Here is a 25,948-nt window from a genome sequence, read left to right on the forward strand (position 1 = left end):
AAGTCGATCAGGCGGGAGGCGGCGCGCCGCCTTCCGCCAGGATCGCATCGATCAGGGCGTGGGCTTCTTGGCTGGACCAGTCCGCCTCGCCCTTCATGACAGCGCGGATGCGGCCCCGACGATCCAGGACGATGGTCTGCGGCATGGCGCCCTTGCCGGGGAACTCGAACGGCAGCTGGAATTTGGCGTCGCTGTAGAAGGGCAGGGGCGCGTGGTCGGCCAAGAAGCGTTTCGCCTCGGCTGCGGCTTCGGGTGTGGCGTCCACGTTGATCGGCAGGACGACCAGATCCTCGTTCGCCTCATAGGCTTTCGCCAGCGCCTGAAGCGTGGGCATTTCCACCTTGCAGGGCGCGCACCACATCGCCCACAGGTTCACGACCACGACCTTGCCCTGAAAAGCCGAGAAACGGACGGCTGTGCCCGTGCGGTCGCGGAACGCGTATTCAGGCGCCGGCTTCGCCTCAGCCGGGGTCGACAGCGCGGCCAAGGATCCGACCGCGAAGCGCGCCAGGTCGCTTTTTGGCGCCGCAGCGGCGGTTGTGGTCTGTTCGACTTGCGCCTTCTGGCGATGATTGGCGTATAGCGACATCGCCATGCCGCCGGCGCCGGCGATGGTGCTGACGACGACGACCGCGCCGACGACCGCCCAGATCGCCTTTCTTGAGCCGCTCATGACCGAAACACCTTCTTCCGACGCCAATCCATCCGGAGGTTCGACTGCGCCGGTGAAGCCCGCGGGTCAAGACATGTGGGGCGGACGCTTTTCGTCGCGCCCCGCCGAGATCATGCAGGCGATCAACGTCTCCATCGGCGTGGACCAGCGCCTGTGGCGTCAGGATCTGGCCGGATCGCGGGCCCACTGCCGCATGCTGGCCAAACAGGGCATCATCGCGCAGGCCGATGCGGACGCGATCCTGGGCGGGCTGGAGGTCATCCAGTCCGAGATCGAGGCCGGGACCTTCCCGTTCCGCGACCAGTTCGAGGACATCCACATGAATGTGGAGGCGCGCCTCAATGAACTGATCGGCGAGCCGTCGGGCCGGCTGCACACGGCGCGCAGCCGCAACGATCAGGTCGCCGTCGATTTCCGCCTGTGGGTCCGCGACGCCTGCGATCGCTCGGTCGCGCAGTTGAAGGCCTTGCAGGCTGCGCTGCTGACGCGCGCCGAGCAGCATGCCGGCGACCTGATGCCCGGCTTCACCCATTTGCAGACCGCCCAGCCCGTGACCCTGGGTCACCATCTGATGGCCTATGTCGAGATGTTTGGCCGTGATGCCGGACGTTTCGCCGACGCCCGCGCCCGGATGAATGAAAGCCCGCTGGGGGCGGCGGCCCTGGCCGGTTCGCCCTTCCCCATCGATCGTCAGGCGACGGCGGCGGATCTGGGTTTCGACAGGCCGATGGCTAATAGCCTGGACGCCGTGTCGGACCGCGACTTTGCGCTGGAAAGCCTGGCCGCCGCCTCGATCACGGCCGGGCATCTGTCGCGCTTGGCTGAGGAGATCGTGGTCTGGATGACGCCGATGTTCGGTTTCGCCAGCCTGCCCGACGACCTGACCACCGGCTCGTCGATCATGCCGCAGAAGCGCAATCCGGATGCCGCCGAACTGGTGCGGGCCAAGACCGGGCGGATCATGGGGTCTCTGGTCGCTCTGTCCACGGTGATGAAGGGCCTGCCGCTGGCCTATTCCAAGGATATGCAGGAGGACAAGCCGCCGGTGTTTGAGGCCTTCGACGCCCTCGATCTGGCCTTGGTCGCGATGACGGAGATGGTTTCGGCCCTGCAACCCAACACCCAACGGATGGCCCAGGCGGCGGGCGCGGGCTTTTCGACCGCGACGGACCTGGCCGACTGGCTGGTGCGCGAACTGAATCTGCCGTTCAGAAAGGCGCACCACGTGACCGGCGCGGCGGTCAAACGGGCGGAGGGGTTGGGCGTGGATCTGTCGCAACTGCCGCTGGAAGAAATGCAGAAACTGGAGCCAGGGATCACCGAAGCGGTTTACAAGGTGCTGACCGCCGAGGCTTCGTGCCAAAGCCGCCAAAGCTATGGGGGAACCGCGCCGGAACAGGTCCGTGCGCGCATCGCCGACTGGAGAGCCCGCCTGTGAAAAAATCTCTGATCCTCGCGGGCGCGCTCGCCCTTCTGACCTCCGCCTGCGGCCGGATGGCCGATCTGGAATCGCCGGTGCGCGAGACCGAGCGTGCGCCGCGCAGCAGCCGAGCGCCGGGGCTGCCCGAGCCGGCGACCATGAACCGTCCGTCCAGCAGCGTGCCGATCGACGGCGGCCCGTCCAACCCGATCGGCGCCGGCGCGGCCCAGAACGACCCGCGGTAAGTTGCACCATTTCGACCTGAAGGACGGCGCCCTCCATGCCGAGGGCGTGCCGCTGGAGCTGATCGCGGACGAGGTCGGCACACCGGCCTATGTCTATTCGACCGCGACCCTGAAGCGGCATTACGGCCTGCTGCGCGCCGCCGCCGACGCGCATCGGGACGCTCTGGGCGAGGCTCTGATCGCCTTTGCGGTCAAGGCCAACTCCAACCTGTCGGTGCTGGCGACCCTGGCCAAGCTGGGGTCGGGGGCGGACACGGTGTCCGAGGGCGAAATCCGCCGGGCTCTTGCTGCGGGCGTGCCGTCCGACCGGATCATCTTTTCCGGCGTGGGTAAGACCGATGTGGAAATGGCCTTCGCCATCAGCGTCGGCGTGCGTCAGATCAATGTCGAATCCGGCGCCGAGCTGGATCGGCTGATCGCCGTTGCAGCCATGATGGATGCGTCGCCGGCCATCGCCGTCCGGGTCAATCCGAACGTGGGCGCGGGCGGCCACGCAAAGATCACCACGGGCGGCAAGGGCGACAAGTTCGGCGTGCCGGTCGAGGAGGCGATGGACCTCTATGCCCGCGCCTCGGCCTCGCCCCATGTCACGCCCGTCGGACTGGCCTGTCATATCGGCAGCCAGATCACTGACCTTGAGCCGCTGAAGGCCGCCTTCGAGGTCTTGGCGGACATGACGCGCAAACTGCGGGCGCAGGGTCATGCCGTGACCCGCCTGGATCTGGGCGGCGGGCTGGGCGTGCCCTATTCAGGCGGGACTGAGCCGCCGTCGCCGGCTGAGTATGTCGCCATGGCCGCGCGGGTTCTGAGCGGGCTGGATGTCGAGGCGGCGTTCGAACCGGGCCGGCTGCTGGCCGCAAACGCCGGGGTGTTGCTCAGCCAGGTGATCCAGGTCAACGAACGCTCGGACGGACGGCGCTTTTTGGTGCTGGACGCGGCGATGAACGACCTGATGCGGCCGGCCCTGTACGACGCCTTTCACGACATCCAGCCGGTCAATCCGCGCGAGGGTAAGGCGACGTCCTATGACGTGGTCGGGCCGGTGTGCGAGACGGGCGACACCTTCGCGCGTGACCGCGCGCTGCCGCCGCTGGAGGCCGAGGACCTGATCGTCTTCACCGGCGCGGGGGCTTACGGCGCGGTGATGTCCAGCGAATACAACAGCCGGCCCCTGATTCCCGAGGTGCTGGTCGATGGCGATCAGTGGGCCGTGATCCGGCCACGTCCGACGTATGAAGAGATGCTGGACCGCGAGCCGTTCGCCGATTGGCTTTGATCGCCGATTCTTCTCGACCGTTATAAAGTAACACGCTATAGGGCCGGTCATGTCCTCCGGTCCCGAACAGTCCGTCATGCTTTCCCTGCTGGGCGGCGGCTTCGTTGCGGCCTTCCTGCATGCGGCCCTGCCGACCCACTGGCTGCCCTTCACCCTGGTGGGGCGGGCGCAAGGCTGGCGGCCGTCGCGGATCCTGATGGCGGTGACGGCGGCGGGTCTGGCCCATATCGCCACGACGGCGGTGGTCGGTGGTCTGATCGTGGCGGCGGGTCTGGCGCTGGATCAGTGGATCGAGGGCGTGCTGCCACACCTGGCGGCGGTGCTGCTGTTCCTGTTCGGCGCCTTCTATCTGGCGCGCGCGACCCTGAAGCGCCCGGCCATGGCCGGTGGTCCTGCGGTCGAGACGCCCGAGCCGGCCGTGTCGGACAAGGCCGCCTTCCTGGGTCTGGTCGCCATGATGGCGGTCTCGCCGGGTGAAGTGCTGCTGCCCATCTATCTGTCTTCGGCCTCGGCGGGTCTTGGCGCCCTGGCGCTGCTGACGGTGGTGTTCGCGGCGGGGACCATCGCCGGCATGGCGGTCTTCACGGCATTGGCCAGCGCCGGCGCCTCGATCCTGCGGCTGGAACGCTGGGCGCGATATGAGGGGGCGGTGCTTGGCGTGGCCCTGATCGGTCTTGGCCTAGTCGTCGCCATGCACCAACACTGACGCGATATTACATGATAACATTCAATGCGTTATCATGTATCGGCTTGGCTGTTTCGCCAGAGGGCGTATAGGCGAGCCATGAACGCCGCGCACGACCACAGCCCCAGCCACCGGCATGACCACGATCATGCGGATCACGGCCATGGGCATTCTCACAGTCACCACGGACACAGCCACAGCCACGGCGGTCATAGCCACGGTCCGGTGGACACCGGCGACTGGCGCTATGCCGTCGGCCTGGTGGTCAATCTGCTGTTCGTGGCGTGCGAGTTCGGCGCCGGCCTGATCGCGGATTCGACCGCCCTGTTGGCCGACGCCGGGCATAATCTGTCGGACGTGCTGGGTCTGGCCATGGCGGGCGGGGCGGCCTGGCTGGCGCGACGCGGCGCACATGGAGCGGCGGGCGGTCGGCGGACCTATGGTTTCGGCAAGGCGACGGTGCTGGCGGCGCTGGGCAATGCGTTGCTACTGATCTTCGCTTGCGGGGCCATCGCCTTCGAGGCCGTGCGGCGGTTCAACGAACCCGCCCCGGTCGGGTCGGGCGTCATCATGGCGGTCGCGGGCATCGGCTTCGTCATCAACCTGGGCACCGCGCTGCTGTTCATGAAGTCGCAGCACGACCTGAATGCGCGCGGCGCCTATCTGCACATGATGGCCGACGCAGGCGTGTCGCTGGGCGTGGTGCTGGCCGGCGGGCTGATCATGATGACCGGCTGGTCGGTGGTCGATCCGCTGGTCAGCCTCGTGATCGTGGTCGTGATCCTGTGGTCGACCTGGGGCCTGCTGAAGGACTCGGTCAATCTGGCCATGGACGGCGCGCCGACAGGCGTGGACGTGCCGGCTCTGGAACAGGCGCTGGTCCGCCTGCCGGGCGTGCGAGCCGTGCATGATCTACACGTCTGGGGATTGTCGACGACCGAGACGGCCCTGACCGCCCACCTGGTCCACGACGGCGCCGACACGGCGGCGCTGATCTGCGAGGCCCAGGCGGTGGCGAAGCGCTACGCCATCGGCCATACGACATTGCAGTTGGAGACCGAGCCTCTGCCGGATTGCCCGGGCTGCTGAGCCCTTAGGCCTGTTCGAACGTCACCGGCGCGCCCCAGAACTGCGACACCAGTTCCGACTGCGGCCCGGCCTGGCCGGTGGTCAGGAAGTCGCGACGCCCGCTGTCGCCCAGATCGTATTCCGGGTGCGCCTTGAAATAGCGCTCTAGCGCATCCGCCACCGCCGTCGGCTGTTCGATCAGAACGGTGCCGGCCGGCAGAGCTTGGGCGAACAGTTCGGCGACGATCTCATAGTGCGTGCAGCCCAGGATGGCCTTGTCCGGGTGGCGGCCGATGCGACGACGCAGCGCATCGACGTGGTCGTCGATCACCACCTTCAGCTCCTCCGGCGGCGCGCCCAGTTCGATCAGGCCCGCCAGGCCGGGGCAGGGTTCGGAGAAGACGGCGATGTCCTCGCGCCGCTTGTCGATCTCGATCTCATAGACGCGGCTGATGGCGGTGGCGGCGGTGCAGAAGACGCCGGTGATGTCGATGGCAGCGACCTTCTCGCCCTCCTGCGGGCGCTCGGCTTCAAAGCTCCAGGGCTTGCCGGTCGCCGCCTCGATGGTCGGGACGATGATGCCGAGGATGTTGACCGGGCGGCCCAGACGCTCGCGCAGACCCGGCAGCCAGGTCTGTTGCAGGCGGCGAAGCGCAATGGCGCTGGCGGTGTTGCAGGCCAGGACGACGACGGAGGCGCCGGCGTCGAACAGCCTTTCGCAGCCGGTTTTCGTCAGTTCGACGATGTCTTCGCCGCCCCGCCCGCCATAGGGGGCGTGGGCCTGATCGGCCAGATAGACGAAGTCCCGCTGGGGGAAGCGTCGGGTCAGTTCGCGGTGGACGGTCAGACCGCCCACGCCGGAGTCGAAAACGCCAATAGCCATGGCCCGGCTTTAGAACAGTGCGACGACGTATCCAACCGGATTGGCGACAAGTTTATGCCCGCGTCAGGTGACGGGGGCGATCCGTGCGCCTAAGTGTATCGCAACCATGATCTTGTTTCGGAGCATTCCATGCATAGACGCCAGCTTCTCATCGCGGGCGGAAGCCTGATGGCCCTGTCGGCCTGCGCTTCCACAGGCGCGACCTCGGGCGGTTCTGCTGCGGCGCCGTCCGCCGCCAGCGTCGCCGAGGAAGCGCGCATCGCCCGCGCCGTGCTGCCCAGCCAGACGCCGCGCGCCGAACTGCTGCAGGCCTGGACCGGGAAGTATGATGGCGTTCCGCCCTTCGACAAGGTGACGCCGGCCAAGCTGCGCGAAGCCATGCTGGAAGGCATCGAACTGCAGCGCGCCGACATCGCCGCCATCGCCAACAACGCCGAGGCCCCGACGTTCGCCAACACCATGGCGGCGCTGGAGCTGGCCGGCGAGCCGCTGGACCGGGCGTCCAACGTCTATGGCGTGATGACCTCCAACATCGGCGGCGAAGCCTACGACGCGGTCGACACCGAGCTGTCGCCGCTGCTGTCGGCTGCTTCGGACGAGATCACCTTCAACGAGAAGCTGTTCCAACGGGTCAAGACCGTGGCCGACACCGCGGACGCGGCGGGCCTCAGCGCCCAGCAGAAGCGTCTGGCCGAGCGTCGCCGCGACGCCTTCATCCGTTCGGGCGCCAATCTGGACGCGGCCGGCAAGGCCGAACTGGGCCGGATCAACACCGCCCTGTCCAACGCTTTCACCCGCTTCGGCCAGAAGGTCGTCGCCGACGAGAACGCCTGGACCCTGATCCCGAACGAAGCCGGTCTGGCGGGCCTGCCGGCCTCGAACAAGGCCGCCGCCGCCGGGGCGGCGCGCAGCCGCAACCTGCAAGGCTGGGCGATCCTGAACACGCGTTCGGCGGTTGATCCCTTCCTGACCTTCGCCGACGACCGGGCCCTGCGCGAGCAGGTCTGGAAGAAGTTCGTCAATCGCGGCGATAACGGCGACGCCAACGACACCAACTCGACCATCGCCGAGATCGTGAAGCTGCGCGACCAGCGCGCCAAGCTCTTGGGCTACCGCAACCACGCCGAATTGCGCATGCAGGACACGATGGCCAAGACCCCGGCCAATGCTCAGGCCCTGATGGATCGCGTCTGGGCGCCGGCCAAGGCCCGCGTCGCCGAGGAAGTCGCCGACATGAAGGCGATCGCCGGCTTCGACATCGAGCCGTGGGACTACCTCTACTTCGCCGAGAAGGTGCGTAAGGCCAAATACGACCTGGATCAGAACCAGCTGAAGCCCTACTTCGAGCTGAACGCGGTCCGCGCCGGCTCCTTCGCCATGGCCGAACGCCTGTACGGCTTCCAGTTCAAGAAGCTGCCCAAGGGATCGGTGCCGACCTTCGAGCCCGACGTCGAGGCCTATGAGGTCTATGACAAGAGCCGCGACGGCCGCCTGATAGGTCTGTACTACACCGACGATTACGCCCGCCCGGGCAAGCGTTCGGGCGCCTGGATGACCACCTATCGGTCGTTCTCGCAGCTCGACGGCTCCAAGGTCATTCTGGCCTCGAACAACAACAACTTCACCAAGCCGGAGCCGGGCGAGCCCGTGCTGATCTCGCTGGACGACGCCGAGACCCTGTTCCACGAGTTCGGCCACGCCCTGCACTATCTGTCGTCGGTGGTGACCTATCCGTCGTACGGCAACACGCCGCGCGACTTCGTCGAATATCCGTCGCAGGTGCACGAGCACTGGGTGCTGAGCCGCCCGATCTTGGACGGCTATCTGAAGCACTATCAGACGGGCGCGGCCATGCCGGCCGAACTGGTCAACAAGATCGAGGCCGCCGCCACCTTCAACCAGGGCTATGCGACGGTCAGCTATCTGTCCTCGGCCATCGTGGACATGGACCTGCACACCCAGGCCGTGCCGCCGACCGATATCGACGCGTTCGAGAAGGCCAGCCTGGCGCGGATCGGCATGCCCAAGGAGATCGTGATGCGGCACCGCCTGCCGCAATTCAATCACCTGTTCACGTCGGACGCCTATTCGGCGGGCTACTACAGCTATCTGTGGTCCGAGACGATGGACGCCGACACCTGGGCCTATTTCGAAGAGTCGGGCGACGTGTTCAATCCGGACATCGCCGGCCGCTTCAAGTCGATCATGCTGGCCCCCGGCAACACCACCGATCGCGCCGAAGCCTATCGCGCCTTCCGCGGTCGCGACCCGGACGTGGCGGCCCTGCTGAAGGTCCGGGGCTTCCCGGTTTCCTGATCAAGGGTATTCCGTTCTTCGTGACGGATGAGGCCTTGGTGAAAGCCGCCTATCTATAAGTCGGACGCCGCCGGACGATCTGTCCGGCGGCGTCTTGCGTTTCAAGCGTTGAAGGCGAAGCGCCCGCGCGCATATTCGGCTCGGCGAGGGTCGGGCAACAGAGACAACGCTTCCTGCCGGAAGCTATTGCGACAGACCGGGCGCTCAATCGATCGGACACTCCGGCAAAAGCGATCTGCGGCGCCGTTGACGCGTGCGTCGAATGCAGCCGCTCCATGTCGGGTCGACAAATCGAGATCGCCATAGGGGATGTGGGCTTCGAACTGCGCGGCGTTTGCTGAACCGGCCGAGAGAACCGCGGCGGCCGTGATAGAGACGATTTTGAGCATGATCCTGAGTTCCGTTTTGCAACCCCTTGTTGTCCGGGGTGGCTAACGGTGAAGCTGGATCCGATCGAAACGGCGAAGCTTATGCGGCCGAATGGCGCCGCTTCAATAATCCGACGTCATGACATTTCGGTCAAGGTCGACCCGTCTGCGCATCCGATGCTTCTACTGAGGCTTCTCACGCTCTAAGTCAGGGCAGGCATCTGCTGGAGATTTCATGACCGTCGTCGCCTCCTACGTCTATCGTGACGGCCAGCGCGTGCGAGAGGCGCCGCTGACGCCCGAGGGGTTGGCGCTGGAGCCGGGCGAGTTCGTCTGGGTGGGGCTGTACGATCCGACGGACGCAGAAATCGATGTCCTGGTGGAACGGTTCAAGCTGCATCCGCTGGCGGTCGAGGACGCCCTGGCGGCGCACCAGATGCCCAAGGTCGAGGTCTATGGCCGTGAACTGTTCGTGGTGGCGCGCACGGCGATGAAGATCGATGACCGGCTGGCCTATGGCGAAACGCACGTCTTCGTCGGCGACGACCATGTGGTCAGCATCCGTCACGGCTCGGCCCGCGCCCACAACCATTTGCGCACACAGCTGGAAGCCTCGCCCCTGCAGCTCAAGAAGGGTCCCGATTTCGTCCTGCACGGCATTCTGGATTTCATCGTCGACGCCTATGCCCCCATCGTCGACGATGTCGAGGATAGCGTTCTGGAGATGGAACAGCGGACGCTGGACGCTTTTCTGTCACGCCTGGAAATCCGCCGGCTCTTCACCCTTCGCCGCGAGCTGCTGAAGTTTCGGCGCATCCTGGGGCCGATGGAAGAGGTGCTGGGACGGCTCCAGTCGCTGGACCTGCCCTGTATCGATCCGGACGTTCGGCCCTATTTCCGCGACGTCGGCGACCACGTGCGGCGGGTGAACAGCCGGTTGGGGGGGCTGAACGACATTCTGTCGTCGGTCTTCGAGGTCGCCAATCTGCTGGAGCAACAACGTCAGGGCCTGATCACGCGCAAGCTGGCGGCCTGGGCCGCCATCCTGGCCGTGCCGACCGCCATCGCCGGCATCTATGGCATGAACTTCGAACACATGCCCGAGCTGCGCTGGGAATACGGATATTATGCGGTCCTGGGCGTGATCGCAGCCATCTGCGCGGCGCTGTATGTGACCTTCAAGCGAACGAAGTGGCTGTAGTCAGCCGCTGTTTCGCAAGCCCGCCGCCACGCCGTTAATGGCCAGAAGGATGCCCTCGCGGACGCGGGGGTCGTCGTCGCCTGCGCGGCGGCGACGGATCAGTTCGATCTGGACATGGTTCAGCGGCTCGACATAGGGCATGCGCAGCCGGATCAGCCGGTCCAGCTCCGGCTGACCGCCCAGCAGGGCGTCATGGCCGGTGATGGCCAGGATGGCGTCGTGGGTGCGCTGCCACTCCTCGCGGATTTCACCATAGATGCGCGAAGCCAGAGAGGCGTCGGGGACAAGGGTGGCGTAGCGGCGGGCGATGGTCATGTCGGACTTGGCCATGACCATCTCCATGTTCTGGACCAGAGTCTTGAAGAAGGGCCAGGCCTCGGCCATCGCCTTCAGCTCGCCCATGTCCTTACCCTGCACCGCCGAACCGAAGCCGAACCAGCCGGGCAGCATGACCCGGCTCTGCGACCAACTGAACACCCAGGGAATGGCCCGCAAATCCTCGATCCGCGTCGAGGCGGTGCGGGACGACGGGCGCGAGCCGATCTTCAGATCGGCGATCTCGGCGATGGGGGTGGCGGCGCGGTAGTAGTCGACGAAGCCGTCAGTCTCATAGACCAGCTTGCGATAGGCGCCCATCGACCGGGCCGACAGGTCCGACAGGGTCGCGCCGTGTTCGGCGGTAAAGGCGTGATCCGTGCCCTTGCCCAGCGAGGCCAGCATGGCGCCGCAGGTCAGGGCGTCCAGATTGCGAAGCGCGATTTCCGGCTCGCCGTATTTGTTGGCGATGACCTCGCCCTGCTCGGTGGTGCGGATGCGGCCTTGGACCGTGCCTTCAGGCTGGGCCAGGACGCCGGCGAAGGACGAACCGCCGCCGCGCCCGACCGTGCCGCCGCGCCCATGGAACAGTTGCAGCTTCAGCCCGTGCTTCTGCGTCACCTCGACTAGGGCGCGCGAAGCCTCGTGCAACTCCCAGCCTGAGGTCAGGTAGGAGCCGTCCTTGTTCGAATCCGAATAGCCGATCATCACCTCCTGCACGCCGCGCGCCTTGGCGACGGCGAGGGCCGACGGCTCCTGCAACAGCCGCTCCAGCGTTGGGCGGGCGGCGCGCAAGTCCTCGATGGTCTCGAACAGGGGCGCGGCCTGAATGGGACAGGCGGCGGGGTCTTCGGGTCGGTAGAGACCGACTTCCTTCAGCAACAGATAGACTTCCAGCAGGTCGGACGCCGCATCGGTCTTGGACACGATATGGGTGCGGATCGCCTGGGCCCCGAAGGCGGCGAGCGCGGTCGCGGCCGCCTGAAGGATGGCGCGCTCCTTCAGTGTTTCCGGTTCATAGTCGGCATAGGGGCTGAACAGCAGGCGCGACGAGGCCAGTTCGGCGGCCAGCACCTTCAGCCGGCCTTCTTCGTCCAGCGCCAGATAGTCGGACTGCACGCCCGCAACCTTCAGCAGGTCGGCGACAACACGTTCATGGACGTCGGCGTTCTGGCGCATGTCCAGTGTCGCCATATGGAAGCCGAACACCTCGACCGCCGTGATCAGGTCGCTGAGCCGGTCGTCGGCGAAGACGCCGCCGTGGTGCGACACCAGGCTGTCGTGAAGCGTCTTCAGATCGGCTTCGAAGGCGTCGGGGCCGGGATAGGGTTCGGCCTGGACCGCGGGGCGACGGGGCGGGGGGGCGTCGCCCAGCTTCTCGTGCGTGGCGGCCAGGCGAGCATAGACGCCGGTCAGGGCGCGGCGATAGGGCTCGTCCGCGCGGTGGGGCGAGGGATCGTGGGCGGCGTCGGCCAGGGCCTGAAGCTCGGGCGACACCTGCGCCAGTTCGGCGGCGAGGCTGAGTTCGGCGCCCAAGGCGTGCACCTCGTCCAGATAGAAGGTCAGCACGGCCCGCGCCTGGGTGCGGAAGGCGGCGGCCATCACCGTGGCGTCCACGTTCGGATTGCCGTCGCGGTCGCCGCCGACCCAGGTGCCGACGCGCATGAAGGGCTGCAACTCAGGCGCGTCCAGCAGCCGGCGCCAGGCCGACAACTGCTTGGGCGCGACGTGCAGGAAGATGCGGTCCAGGAAGGAGACGACGGTGTCGATCTCGTCCTGCACCACCAGGCCCTGTGTGCGGACCAGACGCGTGGCCCACAGGATGACGATCTGGCGGCGCAGCGGTTCGGCGATAGCGTCTAGGGAGCAGGCGTCGCCGGCCTTGTCGCAGGCGTCCAGCAGGTCGGTGATGGCGGCGATGCGGTCGATGACGCTCTTGCGCCGGACCTCGGACGGGTGGGCGGTCAGGACGGGCGAGATCAGCGACTGATCCAGCAGGTCGCGCACGGCCTCGCGGTCCACGCCTTGATCGGCCAGACGCTTCAGCGCGCCTTCCGGCGTGTCGGGCCGGGCGCCGGCCTCGGCCTGGCTCTGGGCGCGACGGCGGGTCGAGCGATCCTCGGCGATATTGGCCAGCAGCGAGAACAAGGCGAAGCCGTGCGCCAGACCGGCCGCCTGATCCACCGACATGGCGGTCAGCAGCTTCTCAAGACGCTTTGCGGGGTGCGAGGCCGGGTCGCGGTGATAGGCGATCGAAGCCTGGCGCACGGCCTCGACATGGTCGAACAGGGCCTGACCGCCCTCGTCGCGGATGATTTCGCCCAGAATGCCGCCGAGCAGTCGGACCTCGTCACGCAGGGCGTCGTCGGCGGCGGGGTTCATCATCTCAAATATCCTGGGACGGCTTGGGGTCGGCGCGGGGAGGTCGGCATCTGGAAGGGCGAAGTCGCCCGCGTCAACGCACGATCCGTGACAGCCGTCCCCAGAAATCACCGCGTCGATCATGGTGAACCGCCCGTTAGGTTTTCTTAACCGACGGCGCCCGATGATGCGGGCGTAGGATTCCAGATCGGTTCCACTCTTGCCCATGTTCGCCAAACGCCAATCCGCACTCGCCGCCACCGCCGGGACCGCCCCGCGCGCCAAGGACGGCCCGAGCCTGAAGCCTGTCGTCGACGCCCTGAAGAAGCCGCCGGTCGCGGCCGGTCTGGCAGGCTTGCTGCTGCTCAGCACCAGCGCCCTGTTCCTGACGGTGCTGGGTGATCCCAAGGCGGGAACACCTTCGGCCCATGTTGAGCTGGAACGCGATGCGCCCGCAGCGCAAGCGCCGGCCCCGACGGGCTTCGAGGCCTTCTCCATGGGCGCGATGGGGCTGTATCAGAATCTGGCGGGCGGCGCTGATCCGGCTGCGGGCGGCGACGCCGTCATCACCCTGCCGGACGGCGGCAGCGTCTCGGGTCAGGGCGCGCCCATCACGGCGCCGGTCCACGCCGCCTCTCCGTTGGCCAAGGCCCCCATCGCCGGTCTGTCGCAGCCCGGATCGAACGGTCCCCTGCCGATGATCGCGCCCGACGGCCGCGTGCCGGCCCAGGTCTATGCTCGCCCGTTCCGTCCGAACGGCAAGCCGCGCGTGTCGCTGATCGTCGGCGGGCTGGGCCTGAACGCCGTCACCACCCGCGCGGCGATCGAACGCCTGCCGCCGGAGGTCACGCTCAGCTTCGTGCCCTACGCCGACAATCTGCAGGGCTGGATCGACCAGGCGCGCGCGCAGGGCCATGAGGTCATGCTGGAAATGCCGATGGAGCCGACCGGCTATCCAGACAACGACCCCGGCCCCTATACGCTGCTGGCCGACGGCGGCGCCGACGACGTGACCGCCAAGATGGACTGGCTGCTGAGCCGCGCCACCGGCTATTTCGCCGTGACCAACTATCTGGGCGACCGGTTCGCCGGCTCGGACACGGGTATGAACGCCTTCCTGAGCGTCCTGCGCCAGCGCGGCGTCGCCTTCCTGGACGACGGCTCGTTCCAGCGTCGGCCGGGCGCCTGGGCGCGGGCCAGCGCGGACCGCGTCATCGACCGGACCCAGTCGCCCGCCGCCATCGTCGCCGCCCTGAATGGTCTGGAGGCCCAGGCCAAGCTGCGCGGTTCGGCCCTGGGGGCCGGCTTCAGCTATCCGGTGACGGTCGAGGCCGCCGCCCGCTGGACCGCCGGTCTGGAACAGCGCGGCCTGCAACTGGCGCCGGCCTCGTCCATGTCGATGCGGCCGGGGCGCTAGTGTCCGGTCTCGACGCCTACCGCCCCAATGTCGGGGTCGTGCTGTTCAATCGCGAGGGCCTGGTCTGGTACGGCCAGCGGCACGCCACGCCCGGTCCGCATAACTGGCAGTTCCCGCAGGGCGGCGTCGATGCGGGCGAGGATCTGGAGGCCGCCGCCCGCCGCGAACTGCACGAGGAAACCGGCGTCACCTCGATCGAACTGCTGGCGCGGACGGACGACTGGATCCTGTACGACTTCCCGCCCGAAGCCATGAACAACGCCAAGGCCTGGCGCGGTTTCAAGGGTCAGAAGCAGCAGTGGTTCGCCTTCCGCTTCACCGGAGACGAGGCCGAGATCGATCTGGCGGCCGACGACGAGGTCGAGTTCGACGCCTGGCGCTGGGGGCCGCTGTCGGACGCCTGCGACCTGATCGTGCCGTTCAAACGCCCGGCCTATGAACAGGTCGTCGCCGCCTTCTCGCACCTGGCGGCATAGAAAAAGGGCGGCGCGAACGCCGCCCTTTCATAGTTCGCCTTGAAACAGCTTAGGCCGCTTTAGCCTTCTTCTCGGCCTGGCCTTCGATCAGCGGCTGGCCTGCGCCGATCTCGATACGGCGGGGCTTCAGCGCCTCGGGCAGTTCGCGCTTCAGCGAGATCGACAGCAGACCGTTGACCAAATTGGCGTCGTTGACGACGACATAGTCGGCCAGCTGGAAGCGGCGTTCGAAATCGCGCTCGGCCAGACCGCGATGCAGATAGGTCTTCTGCGTGGCGGTATCGTCGTTGGCGGTCTTGCGGCCGGTCACGGTGAGCAGGTTTTCCTTCACCTCGATATTCAGCTCGTCGGGGCTGAAGCCGGCGACGGCGATCTCGATGCGATAAGCGTTCTCGCCCGTGGTTTCGATGTTGTAGGGGGGATAACCCGTGTCCTGGCTGGTCGCGCGCGAGGCGTTTTCCAGCAGACTGGCCAGACGGTCGAAGCCGACGGCCGAACGGTACAGCGGGGTGAAATCATAGGTACGCATCAGCATCCTCCTGAGGATCAGCAAGGTTGAGCCGCCCGGCGTTTTGGCCCGGACGGTAGGGTATCAGATCGACGACCCGAAACCGGCGCCGTCAGTCTGGAGAACCCGAAATCGGCGTCCTCGGAAGCCAAGATGGGAACCGGCGAAACGGCGTCAAGGGCGCCGCCCGCACGATTTTGCTTGCGTCAAATCCGCCTGTGTCTCGCGAAGTTCATTTGCGCGGGCGGTCCGCCTGCCTATGGAGAACGACCTGAACCTGGAGCCCTCGATCATGCGCCTTGCCGTCTACGGCCTCGCCGCCGTCCTGCTGTCCGCCGCCCCCGCCCTGGCCCAACAGTCGCCCCAGACCCAGGGCGCGTGGACGCCGCCGCGTTCGGCCCTGTCCAGCGCCATGCCGACCTTCTCCGACGACACGGCCTTGCAGAGCGCCATCGCCGCCGAGACCCGCCCCGCCGCCGACCGGGCGCGCGACGTCTATCGTCATCCGTATGAATCCCTGACCTTCTGGGGGCTGACGCCAGGCATGACGGTGGTGGAGATCGAGCCGGGCGGCGCCAGCTGGTGGCGGCACATCCTCGAACCCTATGCGGCGGCGACCGGCGGGCGTTATGTGCCGGTCAATCGCCCGCTGGAAAGCATGGGCGTGGCGGACGGAACCGCCGACTTCATCCTGGTGGCCCGCGCCTTCCACAACTGGTCACGCGACGGCCGGACCCAGCCGTATCTGCAGGCCTTCTTCAAGGCCTTGAAGCCCGGCGGCGTGCTGGCCGTCGAACAGCACCGCAGCGCGGAGGGGCTGAATGTCGCTGACGTCGCCTCCACCGGCTATGTGCCTGAAAGCTATGTGATCCATGAGGCGCGCAACGCCGGCTTCGTGCTGGAGGCGCGCAGCGAACTGAACGCCAATCCCAAGGACGACCACGATCACCCGTTCGGGGTCTGGACCCTGCCGCCGATCCGCCAGTCGGCCGCGCGCAACGATCCGTCCGGCCGCACCCTGACGCCCGAGGAACGCGCCGCCTTCGACGCCATCGGCGAGAGCGATCGGATGACCCTGCGTTTCCGCAAGCCCGAATAGGCCGTCTTGCGTTTTGACCGGACCTGCGAACCCGATTAAGCCCAAGGCGTCAGGGTGCGTCGGACGCGGGTCCCGGCGTCCTGCGGAGGTTTTGAATGGCTGATCGTCTGGCGAGCGCGAGCGGATTGTCGCGTCGGTTCCTGCTGAGCGGCGCTGCGGCGCTGGGGCTGACCGGCGTGGCGGCTTGCGGGCGCAAGGACGAGGCCGCAAAGGCGCCCGCCGCGCCGCCCACACCCGCAGGGCCGCCGGAAGGCTCGCTGGAATGGGCGGTCGAGGGGTCGTGGCGCTCGGCCCAGGACAAGGCGCGCGACGCCTTCCGTCACCCGATGGAGACGCTGCGGTTCTTCGGACTTCAACCCAAGATGACGGTGGTGGAGTTCTGGCCCGGCAGCGGCTGGTACACCGAAATCCTCGCGCCCTATCTGGCCAAGGGGGCGGGGACTTATGTCGCCGCCCTGTTCCCCGAGGGACCGACCGCCGATCCGGCGCAGGCCATGCTGAACACCGCCTTCCGCACGCGCTTCTCCAGCGACAAGAAGCTTTATGGCGAGCCGCAGTTTTCGGTCTTCGGCGCGGGGTCCGGCCCGGTGACCGCAGCGGGTACGGCCGAGATGTGCCTGTTCATGCGAACCTTGCATGGTTGGATGGCGGCGGGCATTGCGGAGAAGGCCTTCGCCGACGCCTTCGCCGCCCTGCGCCCAGGTGGCATCCTGGGTGTCGAGCAACATCGACTGTCCCCCGCGGAGGATCAGGATCCGGTCGCGGCCAACGGCTATGTGCAGGAAGCCTTCGTGCGCCAGTTGGCGGCCGAGGCCGGCTTCGTTTTCGTCGAGGCGTCCGAGATCAACGCCAATCCGGAAGACACCAAGGATCACCCGTTCGGCGTCGACACCCTGGCGCCCACGCGCCTGACGGCGCCGCGCGGCGAACCGGCGGACCCCGCCTTCGACCGATCCAAATATGACGCGATCGGCGAGAGCGATCGCATGACCTTGAAGTTCAGGAAGCCCGAGTGAACCGCGCCCAAGCCTTCGCCGCCAACGCTCCGTTGATGGGGGTTCCCGGCGCCGCCCCGCCGCCCGGCGGAAAGGGCGACTGGTTTCGCGGCGCGGGCGGAATGCGCCTGCGCGCCGGGCTGTGGAAGCCGTCGCATCTCGCTGCGGACAAGGTGCGCGGCACCGTGGTGCTCAGCCCCGGCCGCACAGAGCCGATCGAGAAATACTATGAGGTGATCGGCAACTTCCTGGCGCGCGGTTGGTGCGTGCTGACCCACGACTGGCGCGGCCAGGGGCTGTCGGCCCGTCTGCTGCCCGACCGGCTGAAGGGTCACGCCCGTGCGGTCGAGGAGTTTCTGGACGACTACAACCGCCTGCTGAACGCCTATGAGGACCAGTGCCCCAAGCCCTGGATCATGGTCGGTCACTCGATGGGCGCGTGCCTGAACCTGTTGTCGCTGGAAAGCGGCGAGGACCGGTTCGCCGGCGCGGTTCTGTCCAGCCCCATGCTGCGCATCAAGACCGGCAAACGGTCGATGTGGTCGGTCAAGCTGGTGGTGCGCTGGAACATTCGCCACGGCCAGGCGGGCGACTATATTCTGGGCGACCCCGACGATCCGTTCGATCACAACTTCGCCGAAGACGCCCTGACCTCGGACGAGACCCGCTATGAGATGTGGCGTCAGCAGCTGTACGCCTGCCCGCACCTGGCCATCGGGGGTCCCACCTATGGCTGGCTGGCCTTTGCGCTGGACGCCGGCGAGCGCGCGCTGAAGCCCAAGGCCCTGAAGGCGGTCAAGGCGCCGGTCGTGATCGTCCAGGCCAGCGCCGACGACGTGGTGTGGAAACAGACCAACCAATGGGCCGCTAAACGCATTCCGCGCGGCCGCTACGTCGAGGTCGCCGGCGCCAAGCACGAGGTCATCATGGAGGCTGACGATCTGCGCGCCGTCTTCCTAAACGAATTCGACGCCATGGCCGATCTGGTCGCGCCTGCGGCCGACGCGCTCACCGATCCGTCGGTGAGGACGGCGGACGTAAAGGCGGTCTGATCGCTTAGGCGGCGGTTTCGGCGCGCCAGCGTCGGTCGATCGTCTGGGTGACGCCGCATAGCTGCAGGAAGGCGACGGCGACGCCGGGGCCGGTCTCGGCCTTGATCAGCAGCGGCAGAACGATCCACTCGCGCGGGAAGCGCATGACCATCACGTCGTCGCTGGCGCGCAGGTGCGGGCAGTATTTCATCGAGCGGTCGACGCAGCTGCGGTGCAGGGGCGCGATCGAGCCGGCGTCGATCATGACCCGGTCGTCGGCGATGTCCGCGCGAACCTGACCGCCGCGCGCCCTGAGCTGTCCGGCGCAACGTCGCGCGGCGATCTGGGTCCAGCGATCGCTCTCCTGGGTCGGCTCGCCGCACATCGGACACAGCATGCGCGCGACGGTGAGGCGCTGTCGGACCAGATGGTTCTTCGAATATTGCGGCTTACCGGCGCCGGGCGCGCTGGCCTGCATCAGGGCGAGACGGCCGCCGACGGTTCGGCATGGCGCGGCGCCCGTAATCTCTTCGCCGCTCCAACTCGTGACCCAGGGCACGTCGACGCCGACAACCAGTTTGGACTGCCCAGTCATCGAAATCCGTCCCCTCAACCGTTCGCACCCTGACGCCGTCTCTCGACCTGCGTCAATATGCGCCAGGTGAGAGCTTCATGCGGCCGCGCGTTTCAGCGTCACCAGGGCCTGCTCGATCAGACGCGCGTCGCCGACGGCGAGGACCTGACCCCTGTCGTCCGGCGCTGCGCCGCGCCAGTTCACGACCTTGCCGCCCGCCGCCTCGATGACGGGTACGAGGGCCGACCAGTCCCAGGGCTTCAGGCTGGTCTCGGCGATCAGATCCATCTTGCCCGCCGCCACCATGGCGTAGGCGTAGGCGTCGCAGCCCAGGCGCGCCAGGCGGGCGGTCGCGCGCACTTGGGTCCAGGCGCCCAGTTCGGCGCCGTTGAAGATGTCGGGGTCCGTCGTCGAGATGACGGCGTCGGTCAGCGTCTCGCAGGACCGCACGGCCAGCGGCGTCTCGACATCGCCGCGCAACAGGCGCGCGCCGGACGGGCCGCCGATGAAGATTTCGTCCAGATAGGGCTGGGCGATGACGCCGACGATCGGCTTGCCGGCCCTGCGAAGGGCGATCAGCGTGGTCCACAGCGGCAGACCCGAAATGAAGGCGCGGGTGCCGTCGATGGGATCCAGCACCCAGACGTGCTCGGCGTCCGGTCGGTCCTCGCCATACTCCTCACCGATGACGCCGTGGTCGGGATAGCGGGCCCCGATCAGGCGGCGGATGGCGGCCTCGGCCTGTTTGTCGGCTTCCGTGACGGGATCGAAGCCGGCCGCGCCGCCCTTGTCCTCATGCCCGATGTCCGAGCGGAAGAAGGGCAGGGTCACGCGCGCGGCTTCGCGCGCCAGTTCGATGGCAAAGGCTTCGTATTCGGTCATGGGATTCCCTTACCGCGCTTTCGCCGGCATGGGCGCCCCTTGGAGACGCGCAGATCAGGGAGACGCGCAGATCAGGCGGCGGCCGCCTCGCCCGCATGCAGGGACTTGGCCAGATCCAGCAAACGCCGGCGGGGCCGTTCGTCCAGCTGATAGTAGGCTTGGATCAGATCCAGCGTTTCCTTGCGCGAAAAGACCTCGCCGCCCTTGGGCGGCGGGGCGTCGGCCTCCATCGCCTCGGCCAGACCATCATAGAAATAGGCGACGGGCGTCTCCAGCGCCTCGGCCAACTGCCACAGGCGCGCGGCGGAGATGCGGTTGGCGCCGCATTCGTACTTCTGGATCTGCTGAAAGCGGATGCCGACCTGAACGGCCAACTGCTGCTGGGTCAGGCCCAGCAGGCGGCGACGGCGGCGCAGGCGGCGGCCCAGATGAAGGTCGATGTCGTCGGCCATGACGGTGATCCTCGTCTCAACGTCTGTCCCGATGCGGGACGACACACGTCGATCACGGCAATCGCCGTGCCGGATCGCGCCCGACGCGAATTCGGCCTTATTGCGGCGAGGTTGGAGCCAGGACGCAACCGTATGGCCCGAGCCGCATTTACTGCAACAGCTTGGCTTTTAAAGGAAGGAACCACAGCATGGGTCTCGGAATCATTGGTTGGCTCGTCATCGGCATCGTCGCCGGCTGGCTGGCCGAAAAGGTCATGGGTCGCAATCACGGCCTGCTGACGAACCTGATCGTCGGCGTCATCGGCGCTCTGCTCGGCGGCTTCATCTCGAACAACGTCTTCGGCACGCCGGTCGGCGGCTTCAACTTCGTCACCCTGATCGTGGCGTTCCTGGGCGCCTGTCTGCTGCTGTTCCTTCTGGGACTGGTCAAGCGTCGCGCTTGATCCGACAGTCGGTCGATAAGGAAAGGGCGGCTCTCACGAGCCGCCCTTTTTGCTGCGCCATTGTCGGCGCCGGGTTGCAGACAGACGAAAGGGCGGCCGGGAAACCCGGCCGCCCTTGGTCGTTCAGCCTGAGAGAGCTGTCTTACTGCGGCTCGGTCGGAGCCGGCGTGGCGCTGTCCGGAGCCGGGGTCGCCGGTTCGGTGGTCGCCGGATCGGTCGGCTCAGCCGCAGGCTCCGCGGTCGGCGCGGGCGCGGCGGCCGGATCAGCGGCAGGGGCCGCCGGAGCGCCAGCGATCGGAGCGGCGGCGTCGAACTCGGCCTTGGTGTAGGCCACCACGACGCCGGTTCCTTCCTGACGGATGCCGCTCAGCGGAACGGCGCGAAGCTGGCCGTCGGCGCCGCGAACGGTGAGCTCCTGCTTGCCTTCGGCGTTGTTCTGAACGCCTTCCAGCTTGCCCAGCTCGCCATCAGGACCGGAAACGCTCGATCCGGGGTTCAGCGACAGCGATTGCTGCGAGGACGCGGCGGCGGCAGGCGCGGCGGCGGGAGCGGGCGTGGTTTCTTGCGCGAGAGCTGGCGCGACGGTCATGAAGGCGGCTGCAGCGCCAGCCAGAAGAGCGGTCTTGATGTTCATGGGTCATCCCCAGTTGCACGGGCCCGACGCCCGCACCCCTATATACTCGCTCTGTTACGGATTGTTTCGTGTGCCCTGAAATGACCTTGGCAGCGCCCCGGATGGACGATTCTTGGTCTATGTTCGGGCGATCCGCGATTCGAGAGGCCACGTTTGTCCAGCCGCCCCCGGCACACATCCGGTCTGATCCGCCGACTGGCGGGTCTGGCCTTCGAGCTGACGCCCCAGATCTTTGCGGTGCTGGCCTTTGGCGCAGGCGCGCTGATGCTGGCCTCTGCAGTGACGCCCGAGTTCGACAGTCGGCTGCGTCAGCTGACGGGCGTCGTGTCTCCCATCCTGATCGACCTGTCGCACTTTGTCGGCAGCATCGCCGGTTTCCTTCTTCTGCTCTTGTCGGCGGGTCTATGGCGGCGTCGACGCGGCGCCTACTGGGCCGCCCTGCTGGTTCTGGCGGCCGGAGCTGTGTTTTCGGTGCTGAAGGGTCTGGACTGGCAGCAGGCGACAGATCTGCTGGTCGTCGCCGCCCTGCTGGCGCCCTGCCGCACGGCCTTCAATCGGCGCTCTCGGCTCAGCGAGCCGTTGCGGCCCAGCTGGCTGCTGCTGCTGACGGCGGTGGTGGCGGCCATGCTGTGGCTGGGCTTCTTCGCCTATCGCGACGTCGCCTATAATGACGAGCTGTGGTGGCGCTTCCTGAGTGATCGCCAGGCGTCCGGCTTCCTGCGGGCCGGGCTGGTTCTGGCGATCCTGACGCTGGTGGTGGCCGGCCGTTCGTTGCTGAGCTCGCCCGGCGCCCACAGTCACGGACCGGCCAGCAAGGCCGACATCGATCGCGCGTTGCAAGCGCTGCAGACCGCCGACACGGCCACGCCCGAGGCCTGGCTGGCCATGCTGGGCGACAAGGCGCTGATGTTCAGCCCGTCGGGATCCAGCTTCCTGGCCTATCGCGTGCGGGGGCGGCGCTGGATCGCCATGGGCGAACCGGCAGGACTCAAGAGCGAACGGCTGGAGTTGCTGTGGTCGTTCGCCGAGATGGCCGACAGCTATGGCGGGGCGGCGGTCTTCTATTCGGTCAGCGAAGAGGTGCTGGGCGACCTGGCGACCATGGGGCTGGCGGTGCGCAAGGTCGGCGAGACGGCCGTGATCGACGCCCACCGCTTCTCTATCGAGGGTAAGGGCAAGCAGAACCTTCGCACAGCCATCAATCGCGCCGAGCGTGAAGGCTCCTCGTTCGAGGTTCTTCCGCCCGGTTCGGCCGCAGAGATCGCGGACGAGCTGCGCGAGATTTCGGACGCCTGGCTGGCCATGCACGAGGGCTCGGAGAAATCCTTCTCCTTGGGGCGCTTCGACGTCGACTATCTGGACCTGACGCCGTTGGCGGTGGTCAGGGAGGGCGGTCGGATCGTCGCCTTCGCCAATCTGCTGACCTCGCCCGACGAAGCGGCGGTGGATCTGATGCGGCATCGACCGGACGCGCCGCATGGGGTGATGGACTATCTGTTCATCCGCTGCGCCCAGTGGGCCAAGGCGGAAGGCTTGGCCAGCTTCGACCTGGGCATGGCGCCGCTGGCCGGACTGGAGGATCGACGCATCGCGCCGGTCTTCGCCCGCGTCGGCGCCCTGGTGTTCGAAGAGGGCGGGGCGCTCTACGGCTTCCAGGGTCTGCGCAGCTACAAGGCCAAGTTCGGCCCGGACTGGCGCTCGCGCTTCATCGCTGCGCCGGTTTCGACGCCCCTGCCTCTGGCCTTGCTTGATGTCGCCCTTCTAACCAGCGGCGGCTGGTTGGGGATGCTGGGGCTGAAGAAGGCCTAGGTCAGCAGCGCCTTGAGTACGCCGTCCAGCACCGGACGGCCGCGCTCGGTGGCGATCAGTCGGTCGGCCTTAAGCGTCAGGAATCCATCGCCGATGAGGTCGGCGACCGGCGCGCCTTCAGGCGAAAGGCCGAGCGCCGACAGCAGCGCGACAGGCGCGCCTTCGGTGGTGCGCAGGGCCAGCAGCAGCCGTTCCTCGGCGGCGTCGGCTGCAGTCTGTGCGTCGCGCTCGGACCAGGGCGTGAGGCCCGAGACGCCCGCCACATAGTCGGCGATGCGGCGGTGGGCGACGGTCGCGGTCCTGACGCCGTCCAGCGTCAGCCGGCCATGGGCGCCGGGGCCGACACCCAGATAGTCGCCCCCGCGCCACACATGCAGATTGTGCGCCGACCGGGCGGCGGGACCGCGCGCATGGTTGGACACCTCATAGGCTTCGAAGCCCGCAGCCGCGAGAACGTCCTGGGTGGTTTCGTAGAGGCAGGCGGCCCGGTCCTCGTCCGGCGGGGTCAGGGTTCCGCGTGCGAAGGCCCGACCAAAGGCGGTCGTCGGCTCTATGGTCAGCTGATAGGGCGAGACGTGTTCGAACCCGAGCGCCAGCGCCGCCGTCAGTTCGGCCGCCCAGGCCTGCGGCGTCTGGTCCGGGCGGGCGTAGATCAGGTCGATGGACAGACGGTCGAAGGCGCGGCGGGCCAGATCGACCGCGCGCAGGGCCTCGGCCGCCGAATGGTCGCGGCCCAGAAAACGCAGGGCGGCGTCGTCCAGCGCCTGGACGCCCATCGACAGGCGGTTGATCCCGGCGTCGGCCAGGGCGGCGAAACGGCCGGCCTCGGCGTCCGTGGGATTGGCTTCCAGCGTGATCTCGATGTCGCCAGCGGGCGGGAACAGGTCGCGGGCCGCCGCCACGATGCGCGCGACGGCTTCGGGCGCCATCAGCGACGGCGTGCCGCCTCCGAAGAAGATCGAGGCCAGCCGTCGCGGGCCTGTCAGAGCCCTCTGGGCGCGCAGATCGGCCAGGATCGCCTCGACCAGCGCGGCCTGTTCCTCGGTGCGCCCGCGATCGCGCACGACGTTGAAGTCGCAGTAGGGGCAGATGCGCGCGCAATAGGGCCAGTGGACGTAGAGGCCGACGTCCGATCCCGGATCAAGCGGATCAGTCAATCAGGGCGGCTCTCAGCTTGGCGAAGGCGACGGTGCGGTGGCTGATGGCGTCCTTGGCCGCTGGCTCCATCTCGCCAAAGGTCTGATCGCCGCCAGTCGGAATGAAGAGCGGGTCGTAGCCGAACCCGCGATCGCCGCGTGGCGGGAAGGTCAGCTGGCCGTGAACCTCGCCCTGGACCACCACACAGGGGCCGTCCGGCCAGGCGACCGCCAGAGCCGAGGTGAACCAGGCGGTGCGGTCCGTCGCGCCGATCTCTTCCAGCCGCTCCTCGACCTTCTTCATGGCGGCGGCGAAATCCTTGCCCGGCCCGGCCCAGCGCGCAGAGAAGATGCCCGGCGCGCCATCCAGCGCCGCGACCGACAGGCCGGAATCATCGGCCAGAGAAACCTCGCCCGACAGTTCGGCCGCGTGACGCGCCTTCAGCATGGCGTTGCCGGTGAAGGTGCTCTCCGTTTCGTCGGGTTCAAGCAGGTTCAGCTGGCCGGCGGTGACGAGTTGGTAATTTTCGCCTAGCAACGCCGAGATTTCGGGAACCTTGCCGGCGTTATGCGTCGCCACGACGATCCGCATCCCTTTGATAAGCTTGAGATTCATCGTCGATCACGCTCCTGAAACAGTCTATTGCCAAAGTTTAATATCGTTAAACGATATGTAACGTGCCTTTTTCGCCCGCACGGCCTATCTATTGATCGTCAGGAACGAGGTCGCAGCGTTCAGGACTTCCGGAAAACCGGGAACGATCATGCGGCTAACAAATCCAAACGGCGATAATCGCCCAAACAAGAAAGACGGAGAACCACAATGCATACGATGAACACCTCGATGTGGCTCGACAAGGTCGGCGCTGCTTTTGTCAGCACCGTTCTGATCGCCGCCCTGCCCACCGCCCTGGTCGTCACCCTGTTCCAAGCCCTTTGATCCCTCGCTTTTCGATCACTGGAGCTTTGACGACCTGCATGAAGACCGCGATGTATAGAGCCGCGCGCGGGTTCGCCGGACCCCGCGTGGCCATCGCCCCGCCTTCCCCGGCTTGAGATCAAAAAGACCATGCGCCTGCCCCTGCCGCCAAATCCGCTGAAGCGAGGCGAGGCAAGCGTTCCGAACTGGCTGGGCGCGCCGATCAAAGCGCTCGGCCCGGGTTCGGTGTCCAGCGTGCTGAAGGTGGTTCTGGACGTCGCCTACATCCTTCTCTGGTTGATCACCGGCGTGCTGCTGCTGCTGGTCATCGCCGCGATCTTCATTCCCCTGGACAATGTGAACATCACCGTCAGCGGGGATTCTGGCGGCAAGCAACTGCCGCTGACGCGCACCCTGCTGCTGTTCGGCCTGGGCGCCGCGACCGCCTACTTCGGCGGGTTCATGCTGATCCTGCGCAGCCTGCGCCGCATCATCCGCACCCTGACCATGGGCGACCCCTTCCAGCCCGATAATGTGCGCCGTCTGCGCCAGATCGGCCTGACCCTGGCGGTCGTGACCGGCGGCGTCTGGGTGGCCCAGGGCTTCGTCGCCAAGCGCCTGGCGCCCGGCGTCATGGATCCGCAGGGCTTCGGCGAATTGCTGACCCCCATCTTTTCCGTGCTGATCGTCTTCGTGCTGGCGGAGGTGTTCCGCGAGGGTGCGCGCCTGCGTCGCGAATCCGAACTGACGATCTGAGCCGTT

Annotated in this window: 26 protein-coding genes; 15 read left to right on the forward strand and 11 right to left on the reverse strand. The window is 67.1% G+C overall.

Features of this window, described 5'->3' with window-relative positions; all coding sequences use genetic code 11:
* Positions 1 to 7 precede the first annotated feature (7 nt).
* Positions 8 to 673 (reverse strand): TlpA disulfide reductase family protein, encoded by a 666-nt coding sequence (locus ASF81_RS08020; protein ID WP_055807858.1) that lies wholly within the window; start codon positions 671 to 673, stop codon positions 8 to 10.
* Between ASF81_RS08020 and argH the strand changes: the two genes are divergently transcribed.
* From argH to ASF81_RS08045, 5 genes are all read left to right on the forward strand, one after another.
* Positions 672 to 2,111 carry an argininosuccinate lyase gene (gene argH, locus ASF81_RS08025; RefSeq protein WP_369814907.1) on the forward strand — a complete coding sequence of 480 codons (1,440 nt, stop codon included), beginning with the start codon at positions 672 to 674 and terminating at the stop codon, positions 2,109 to 2,111. The genes ASF81_RS08020 and argH overlap by 2 nt on opposite strands.
* On the forward strand, positions 2,108 to 2,338 hold the full coding sequence (locus ASF81_RS08030; protein WP_055807399.1) for a hypothetical protein: 231 nt from the start codon (positions 2,108 to 2,110) through the stop codon (positions 2,336 to 2,338). Before argH ends, ASF81_RS08030 begins: the two co-directional genes overlap by 4 nt.
* 1 nt (position 2,339) lies before the next feature.
* Positions 2,340 to 3,614 (forward strand): diaminopimelate decarboxylase, encoded by a 1,275-nt coding sequence (lysA, locus tag ASF81_RS08035; RefSeq protein WP_055807402.1) that lies wholly within the window; start codon positions 2,340 to 2,342, stop codon positions 3,612 to 3,614.
* A 49-nt stretch (positions 3,615 to 3,663) separates the two neighbouring features.
* On the forward strand, positions 3,664 to 4,320 hold the full coding sequence (locus ASF81_RS08040; protein ID WP_055807405.1) for a hypothetical protein: 657 nt from the start codon (positions 3,664 to 3,666) through the stop codon (positions 4,318 to 4,320).
* Between the two features lie 78 nt (positions 4,321 to 4,398).
* Complete coding sequence (locus ASF81_RS08045) at positions 4,399 to 5,388, forward strand: cation diffusion facilitator family transporter (RefSeq protein WP_055807408.1); 990 nt, start codon at positions 4,399 to 4,401, stop codon at positions 5,386 to 5,388.
* 4 nt (positions 5,389 to 5,392) lie between these two features.
* Here the strand turns inward: ASF81_RS08045 and ASF81_RS08050 are convergent, their stop codons facing one another.
* Entirely contained in the window at positions 5,393 to 6,250 is an 858-nt protein-coding gene (locus tag ASF81_RS08050) for a glutamate racemase (RefSeq protein WP_055807412.1), read from the reverse strand.
* 129 nt (positions 6,251 to 6,379) lie between these two features.
* Between ASF81_RS08050 and ASF81_RS08055 the strand changes: the two genes are divergently transcribed.
* Positions 6,380 to 8,566, forward strand: a complete 2,187-nt coding sequence (locus tag ASF81_RS08055; RefSeq protein WP_055807415.1) for a M3 family metallopeptidase — start codon at positions 6,380 to 6,382, stop codon at positions 8,564 to 8,566.
* 101 nt (positions 8,567 to 8,667) lie between these two features.
* Here the strand turns inward: ASF81_RS08055 and ASF81_RS14825 are convergent, their stop codons facing one another.
* Positions 8,668 to 8,955: a UrcA family protein gene (locus tag ASF81_RS14825; RefSeq protein ID WP_082503502.1), complete on the reverse strand. Its 288-nt coding sequence runs from the start codon at positions 8,953 to 8,955 to the stop codon at positions 8,668 to 8,670.
* A 214-nt stretch (positions 8,956 to 9,169) separates the two neighbouring features.
* Between ASF81_RS14825 and ASF81_RS08060 the strand changes: the two genes are divergently transcribed.
* Positions 9,170 to 10,135, forward strand: coding sequence for a magnesium and cobalt transport protein CorA (locus ASF81_RS08060; protein WP_055807418.1), 966 nt, complete (start codon positions 9,170 to 9,172; stop codon positions 10,133 to 10,135).
* Here the strand turns inward: ASF81_RS08060 and ppc are convergent, their stop codons facing one another.
* Complete coding sequence (gene ppc, locus ASF81_RS08065) at positions 10,136 to 12,835, reverse strand: phosphoenolpyruvate carboxylase (protein WP_055807420.1); 2,700 nt, start codon at positions 12,833 to 12,835, stop codon at positions 10,136 to 10,138.
* A gap of 202 nt (positions 12,836 to 13,037) precedes the next feature.
* On the opposite strand from ppc, the gene ASF81_RS08070 reads away from it, so the two are divergent.
* Together ASF81_RS08070 and ASF81_RS08075 are read left to right on the forward strand one after the other, a co-directional pair.
* Positions 13,038 to 14,228: a divergent polysaccharide deacetylase family protein gene (locus ASF81_RS08070; RefSeq protein WP_055807424.1), complete on the forward strand. Its 1,191-nt coding sequence runs from the start codon at positions 13,038 to 13,040 to the stop codon at positions 14,226 to 14,228.
* A complete protein-coding gene (locus tag ASF81_RS08075) occupies positions 14,228 to 14,704 on the forward strand; it encodes an RNA pyrophosphohydrolase (RefSeq protein WP_055807427.1) in 477 nt (158 codons plus the stop codon). The genes ASF81_RS08070 and ASF81_RS08075 overlap by 1 nt, the downstream gene beginning before the upstream one ends.
* A gap of 49 nt (positions 14,705 to 14,753) precedes the next feature.
* Here the strand turns inward: ASF81_RS08075 and ASF81_RS08080 are convergent, their stop codons facing one another.
* Complete coding sequence (locus ASF81_RS08080; protein ID WP_055807860.1) at positions 14,754 to 15,233, reverse strand: Hsp20 family protein; 480 nt, start codon at positions 15,231 to 15,233, stop codon at positions 14,754 to 14,756.
* 271 nt (positions 15,234 to 15,504) lie between these two features.
* On the opposite strand from ASF81_RS08080, the gene ASF81_RS08085 reads away from it, so the two are divergent.
* From ASF81_RS08085 to ASF81_RS08095, 3 genes are all read left to right on the forward strand, one after another.
* Positions 15,505 to 16,311 carry a class I SAM-dependent methyltransferase gene (locus tag ASF81_RS08085; RefSeq protein ID WP_055807862.1) on the forward strand — a complete coding sequence of 269 codons (807 nt, stop codon included), beginning with the start codon at positions 15,505 to 15,507 and terminating at the stop codon, positions 16,309 to 16,311.
* Between the two features lie 95 nt (positions 16,312 to 16,406).
* Entirely contained in the window at positions 16,407 to 17,327 is a 921-nt protein-coding gene (locus ASF81_RS08090) for a class I SAM-dependent methyltransferase (protein ID WP_055807430.1), read from the forward strand.
* Entirely contained in the window at positions 17,324 to 18,358 is a 1,035-nt protein-coding gene (locus ASF81_RS08095; protein ID WP_055807434.1) for an alpha/beta fold hydrolase, read from the forward strand. Before ASF81_RS08090 ends, ASF81_RS08095 begins: the two co-directional genes overlap by 4 nt.
* 4 nt (positions 18,359 to 18,362) lie before the next feature.
* On the opposite strand, the gene ASF81_RS08100 is transcribed toward ASF81_RS08095, so the two are convergent.
* From ASF81_RS08100 to ASF81_RS08110, 3 genes are all read right to left on the reverse strand, one after another.
* Positions 18,363 to 18,932, reverse strand: a complete 570-nt coding sequence (locus tag ASF81_RS08100; protein WP_055807438.1) for a hypothetical protein — start codon at positions 18,930 to 18,932, stop codon at positions 18,363 to 18,365.
* Positions 18,933 to 19,007: 75 nt separating this feature from the next.
* Positions 19,008 to 19,793 (reverse strand): histidinol-phosphatase, encoded by a 786-nt coding sequence (hisN, locus tag ASF81_RS08105; RefSeq protein ID WP_055807442.1) that lies wholly within the window; start codon positions 19,791 to 19,793, stop codon positions 19,008 to 19,010.
* A 71-nt stretch (positions 19,794 to 19,864) separates the two neighbouring features.
* Complete coding sequence (locus ASF81_RS08110; RefSeq protein WP_055807445.1) at positions 19,865 to 20,245, reverse strand: helix-turn-helix domain-containing protein; 381 nt, start codon at positions 20,243 to 20,245, stop codon at positions 19,865 to 19,867.
* Between the two features lie 188 nt (positions 20,246 to 20,433).
* Here ASF81_RS08110 and ASF81_RS08115 point away from each other — a divergent pair, with 188 nt between their 5' ends.
* Positions 20,434 to 20,688: a GlsB/YeaQ/YmgE family stress response membrane protein gene (locus tag ASF81_RS08115; protein WP_039243891.1), complete on the forward strand. Its 255-nt coding sequence runs from the start codon at positions 20,434 to 20,436 to the stop codon at positions 20,686 to 20,688.
* Positions 20,689 to 20,830: 142 nt separating this feature from the next.
* Here the strand turns inward: ASF81_RS08115 and ASF81_RS08120 are convergent, their stop codons facing one another.
* Positions 20,831 to 21,322: a hypothetical protein gene (locus ASF81_RS08120; RefSeq protein WP_055807447.1), complete on the reverse strand. Its 492-nt coding sequence runs from the start codon at positions 21,320 to 21,322 to the stop codon at positions 20,831 to 20,833.
* Positions 21,323 to 21,475: 153 nt separating this feature from the next.
* On the opposite strand from ASF81_RS08120, the gene ASF81_RS08125 reads away from it, so the two are divergent.
* Positions 21,476 to 23,131: a GNAT family N-acetyltransferase gene (locus ASF81_RS08125; RefSeq protein ID WP_055807450.1), complete on the forward strand. Its 1,656-nt coding sequence runs from the start codon at positions 21,476 to 21,478 to the stop codon at positions 23,129 to 23,131.
* Here ASF81_RS08125 and hemW read toward each other — a convergent pair.
* Together hemW and rdgB are read right to left on the reverse strand one after the other, a co-directional pair.
* The gene (gene hemW, locus ASF81_RS08130) at positions 23,128 to 24,288 is read right to left on the reverse strand and encodes a radical SAM family heme chaperone HemW (RefSeq protein WP_055807453.1); all 1,161 of its coding nucleotides are present in this window, start codon (positions 24,286 to 24,288) and stop codon (positions 23,128 to 23,130) included. The two genes, ASF81_RS08125 and hemW, sit on opposite strands and share 4 nt — an antisense overlap.
* A complete protein-coding gene (rdgB, locus tag ASF81_RS08135) occupies positions 24,281 to 24,883 on the reverse strand; it encodes an RdgB/HAM1 family non-canonical purine NTP pyrophosphatase (protein ID WP_055807458.1) in 603 nt (200 codons plus the stop codon). Before rdgB ends, hemW begins: the two co-directional genes overlap by 8 nt.
* Before the next feature lie 453 nt (positions 24,884 to 25,336).
* Between rdgB and ASF81_RS08140 the strand changes: the two genes are divergently transcribed.
* Entirely contained in the window at positions 25,337 to 25,942 is a 606-nt protein-coding gene (locus ASF81_RS08140) for a DUF2975 domain-containing protein (protein ID WP_055807460.1), read from the forward strand.
* The last annotated feature ends 6 nt before the right edge of the window (positions 25,943 to 25,948 follow it).

It is taken from the genome of Brevundimonas sp. Leaf168 (assembly GCF_001423685.1).
Lineage (GTDB): Bacteria > Pseudomonadota > Alphaproteobacteria > Caulobacterales > Caulobacteraceae > Brevundimonas > Brevundimonas vesicularis_C.

Coding starts and splice junctions, on each gene's coding strand:
- rdgB (WP_055807458.1), bottom strand. CDS start 24,883: ATGAATCTCAAGCTTATCAAAGGGATGCGGATCGTCGTGGCGACGCAT.
- ppc (WP_055807420.1), bottom strand. CDS start 12,835: ATGATGAACCCCGCCGCCGACGACGCCCTGCGTGACGAGGTCCGACTG.
- ASF81_RS08070 (WP_055807424.1), top strand. CDS start 13,038: ATGTTCGCCAAACGCCAATCCGCACTCGCCGCCACCGCCGGGACCGCC.
- ASF81_RS08100 (WP_055807438.1), bottom strand. CDS start 18,932: ATGACTGGGCAGTCCAAACTGGTTGTCGGCGTCGACGTGCCCTGGGTC.
- ASF81_RS08085 (WP_055807862.1), top strand. CDS start 15,505: ATGCGCCTTGCCGTCTACGGCCTCGCCGCCGTCCTGCTGTCCGCCGCC.
- ASF81_RS08040 (WP_055807405.1), top strand. CDS start 3,664: ATGTCCTCCGGTCCCGAACAGTCCGTCATGCTTTCCCTGCTGGGCGGC.
- ASF81_RS14825 (WP_082503502.1), bottom strand. CDS start 8,955: ATGCTCAAAATCGTCTCTATCACGGCCGCCGCGGTTCTCTCGGCCGGT.
- ASF81_RS08115 (WP_039243891.1), top strand. CDS start 20,434: ATGGGTCTCGGAATCATTGGTTGGCTCGTCATCGGCATCGTCGCCGGC.
- ASF81_RS08080 (WP_055807860.1), bottom strand. CDS start 15,233: ATGCGTACCTATGATTTCACCCCGCTGTACCGTTCGGCCGTCGGCTTC.
- ASF81_RS08090 (WP_055807430.1), top strand. CDS start 16,407: ATGGCTGATCGTCTGGCGAGCGCGAGCGGATTGTCGCGTCGGTTCCTG.
- ASF81_RS08110 (WP_055807445.1), bottom strand. CDS start 20,245: ATGGCCGACGACATCGACCTTCATCTGGGCCGCCGCCTGCGCCGCCGT.
- ASF81_RS08055 (WP_055807415.1), top strand. CDS start 6,380: ATGCATAGACGCCAGCTTCTCATCGCGGGCGGAAGCCTGATGGCCCTG.
- ASF81_RS08050 (WP_055807412.1), bottom strand. CDS start 6,250: ATGGCTATTGGCGTTTTCGACTCCGGCGTGGGCGGTCTGACCGTCCAC.
- argH (WP_369814907.1), top strand. CDS start 672: ATGACCGAAACACCTTCTTCCGACGCCAATCCATCCGGAGGTTCGACT.
- ASF81_RS08020 (WP_055807858.1), bottom strand. CDS start 673: ATGAGCGGCTCAAGAAAGGCGATCTGGGCGGTCGTCGGCGCGGTCGTC.
- ASF81_RS08060 (WP_055807418.1), top strand. CDS start 9,170: ATGACCGTCGTCGCCTCCTACGTCTATCGTGACGGCCAGCGCGTGCGA.
- ASF81_RS08045 (WP_055807408.1), top strand. CDS start 4,399: ATGAACGCCGCGCACGACCACAGCCCCAGCCACCGGCATGACCACGAT.
- ASF81_RS08140 (WP_055807460.1), top strand. CDS start 25,337: ATGCGCCTGCCCCTGCCGCCAAATCCGCTGAAGCGAGGCGAGGCAAGC.
- ASF81_RS08120 (WP_055807447.1), bottom strand. CDS start 21,322: ATGAACATCAAGACCGCTCTTCTGGCTGGCGCTGCAGCCGCCTTCATG.
- hisN (WP_055807442.1), bottom strand. CDS start 19,793: ATGACCGAATACGAAGCCTTTGCCATCGAACTGGCGCGCGAAGCCGCG.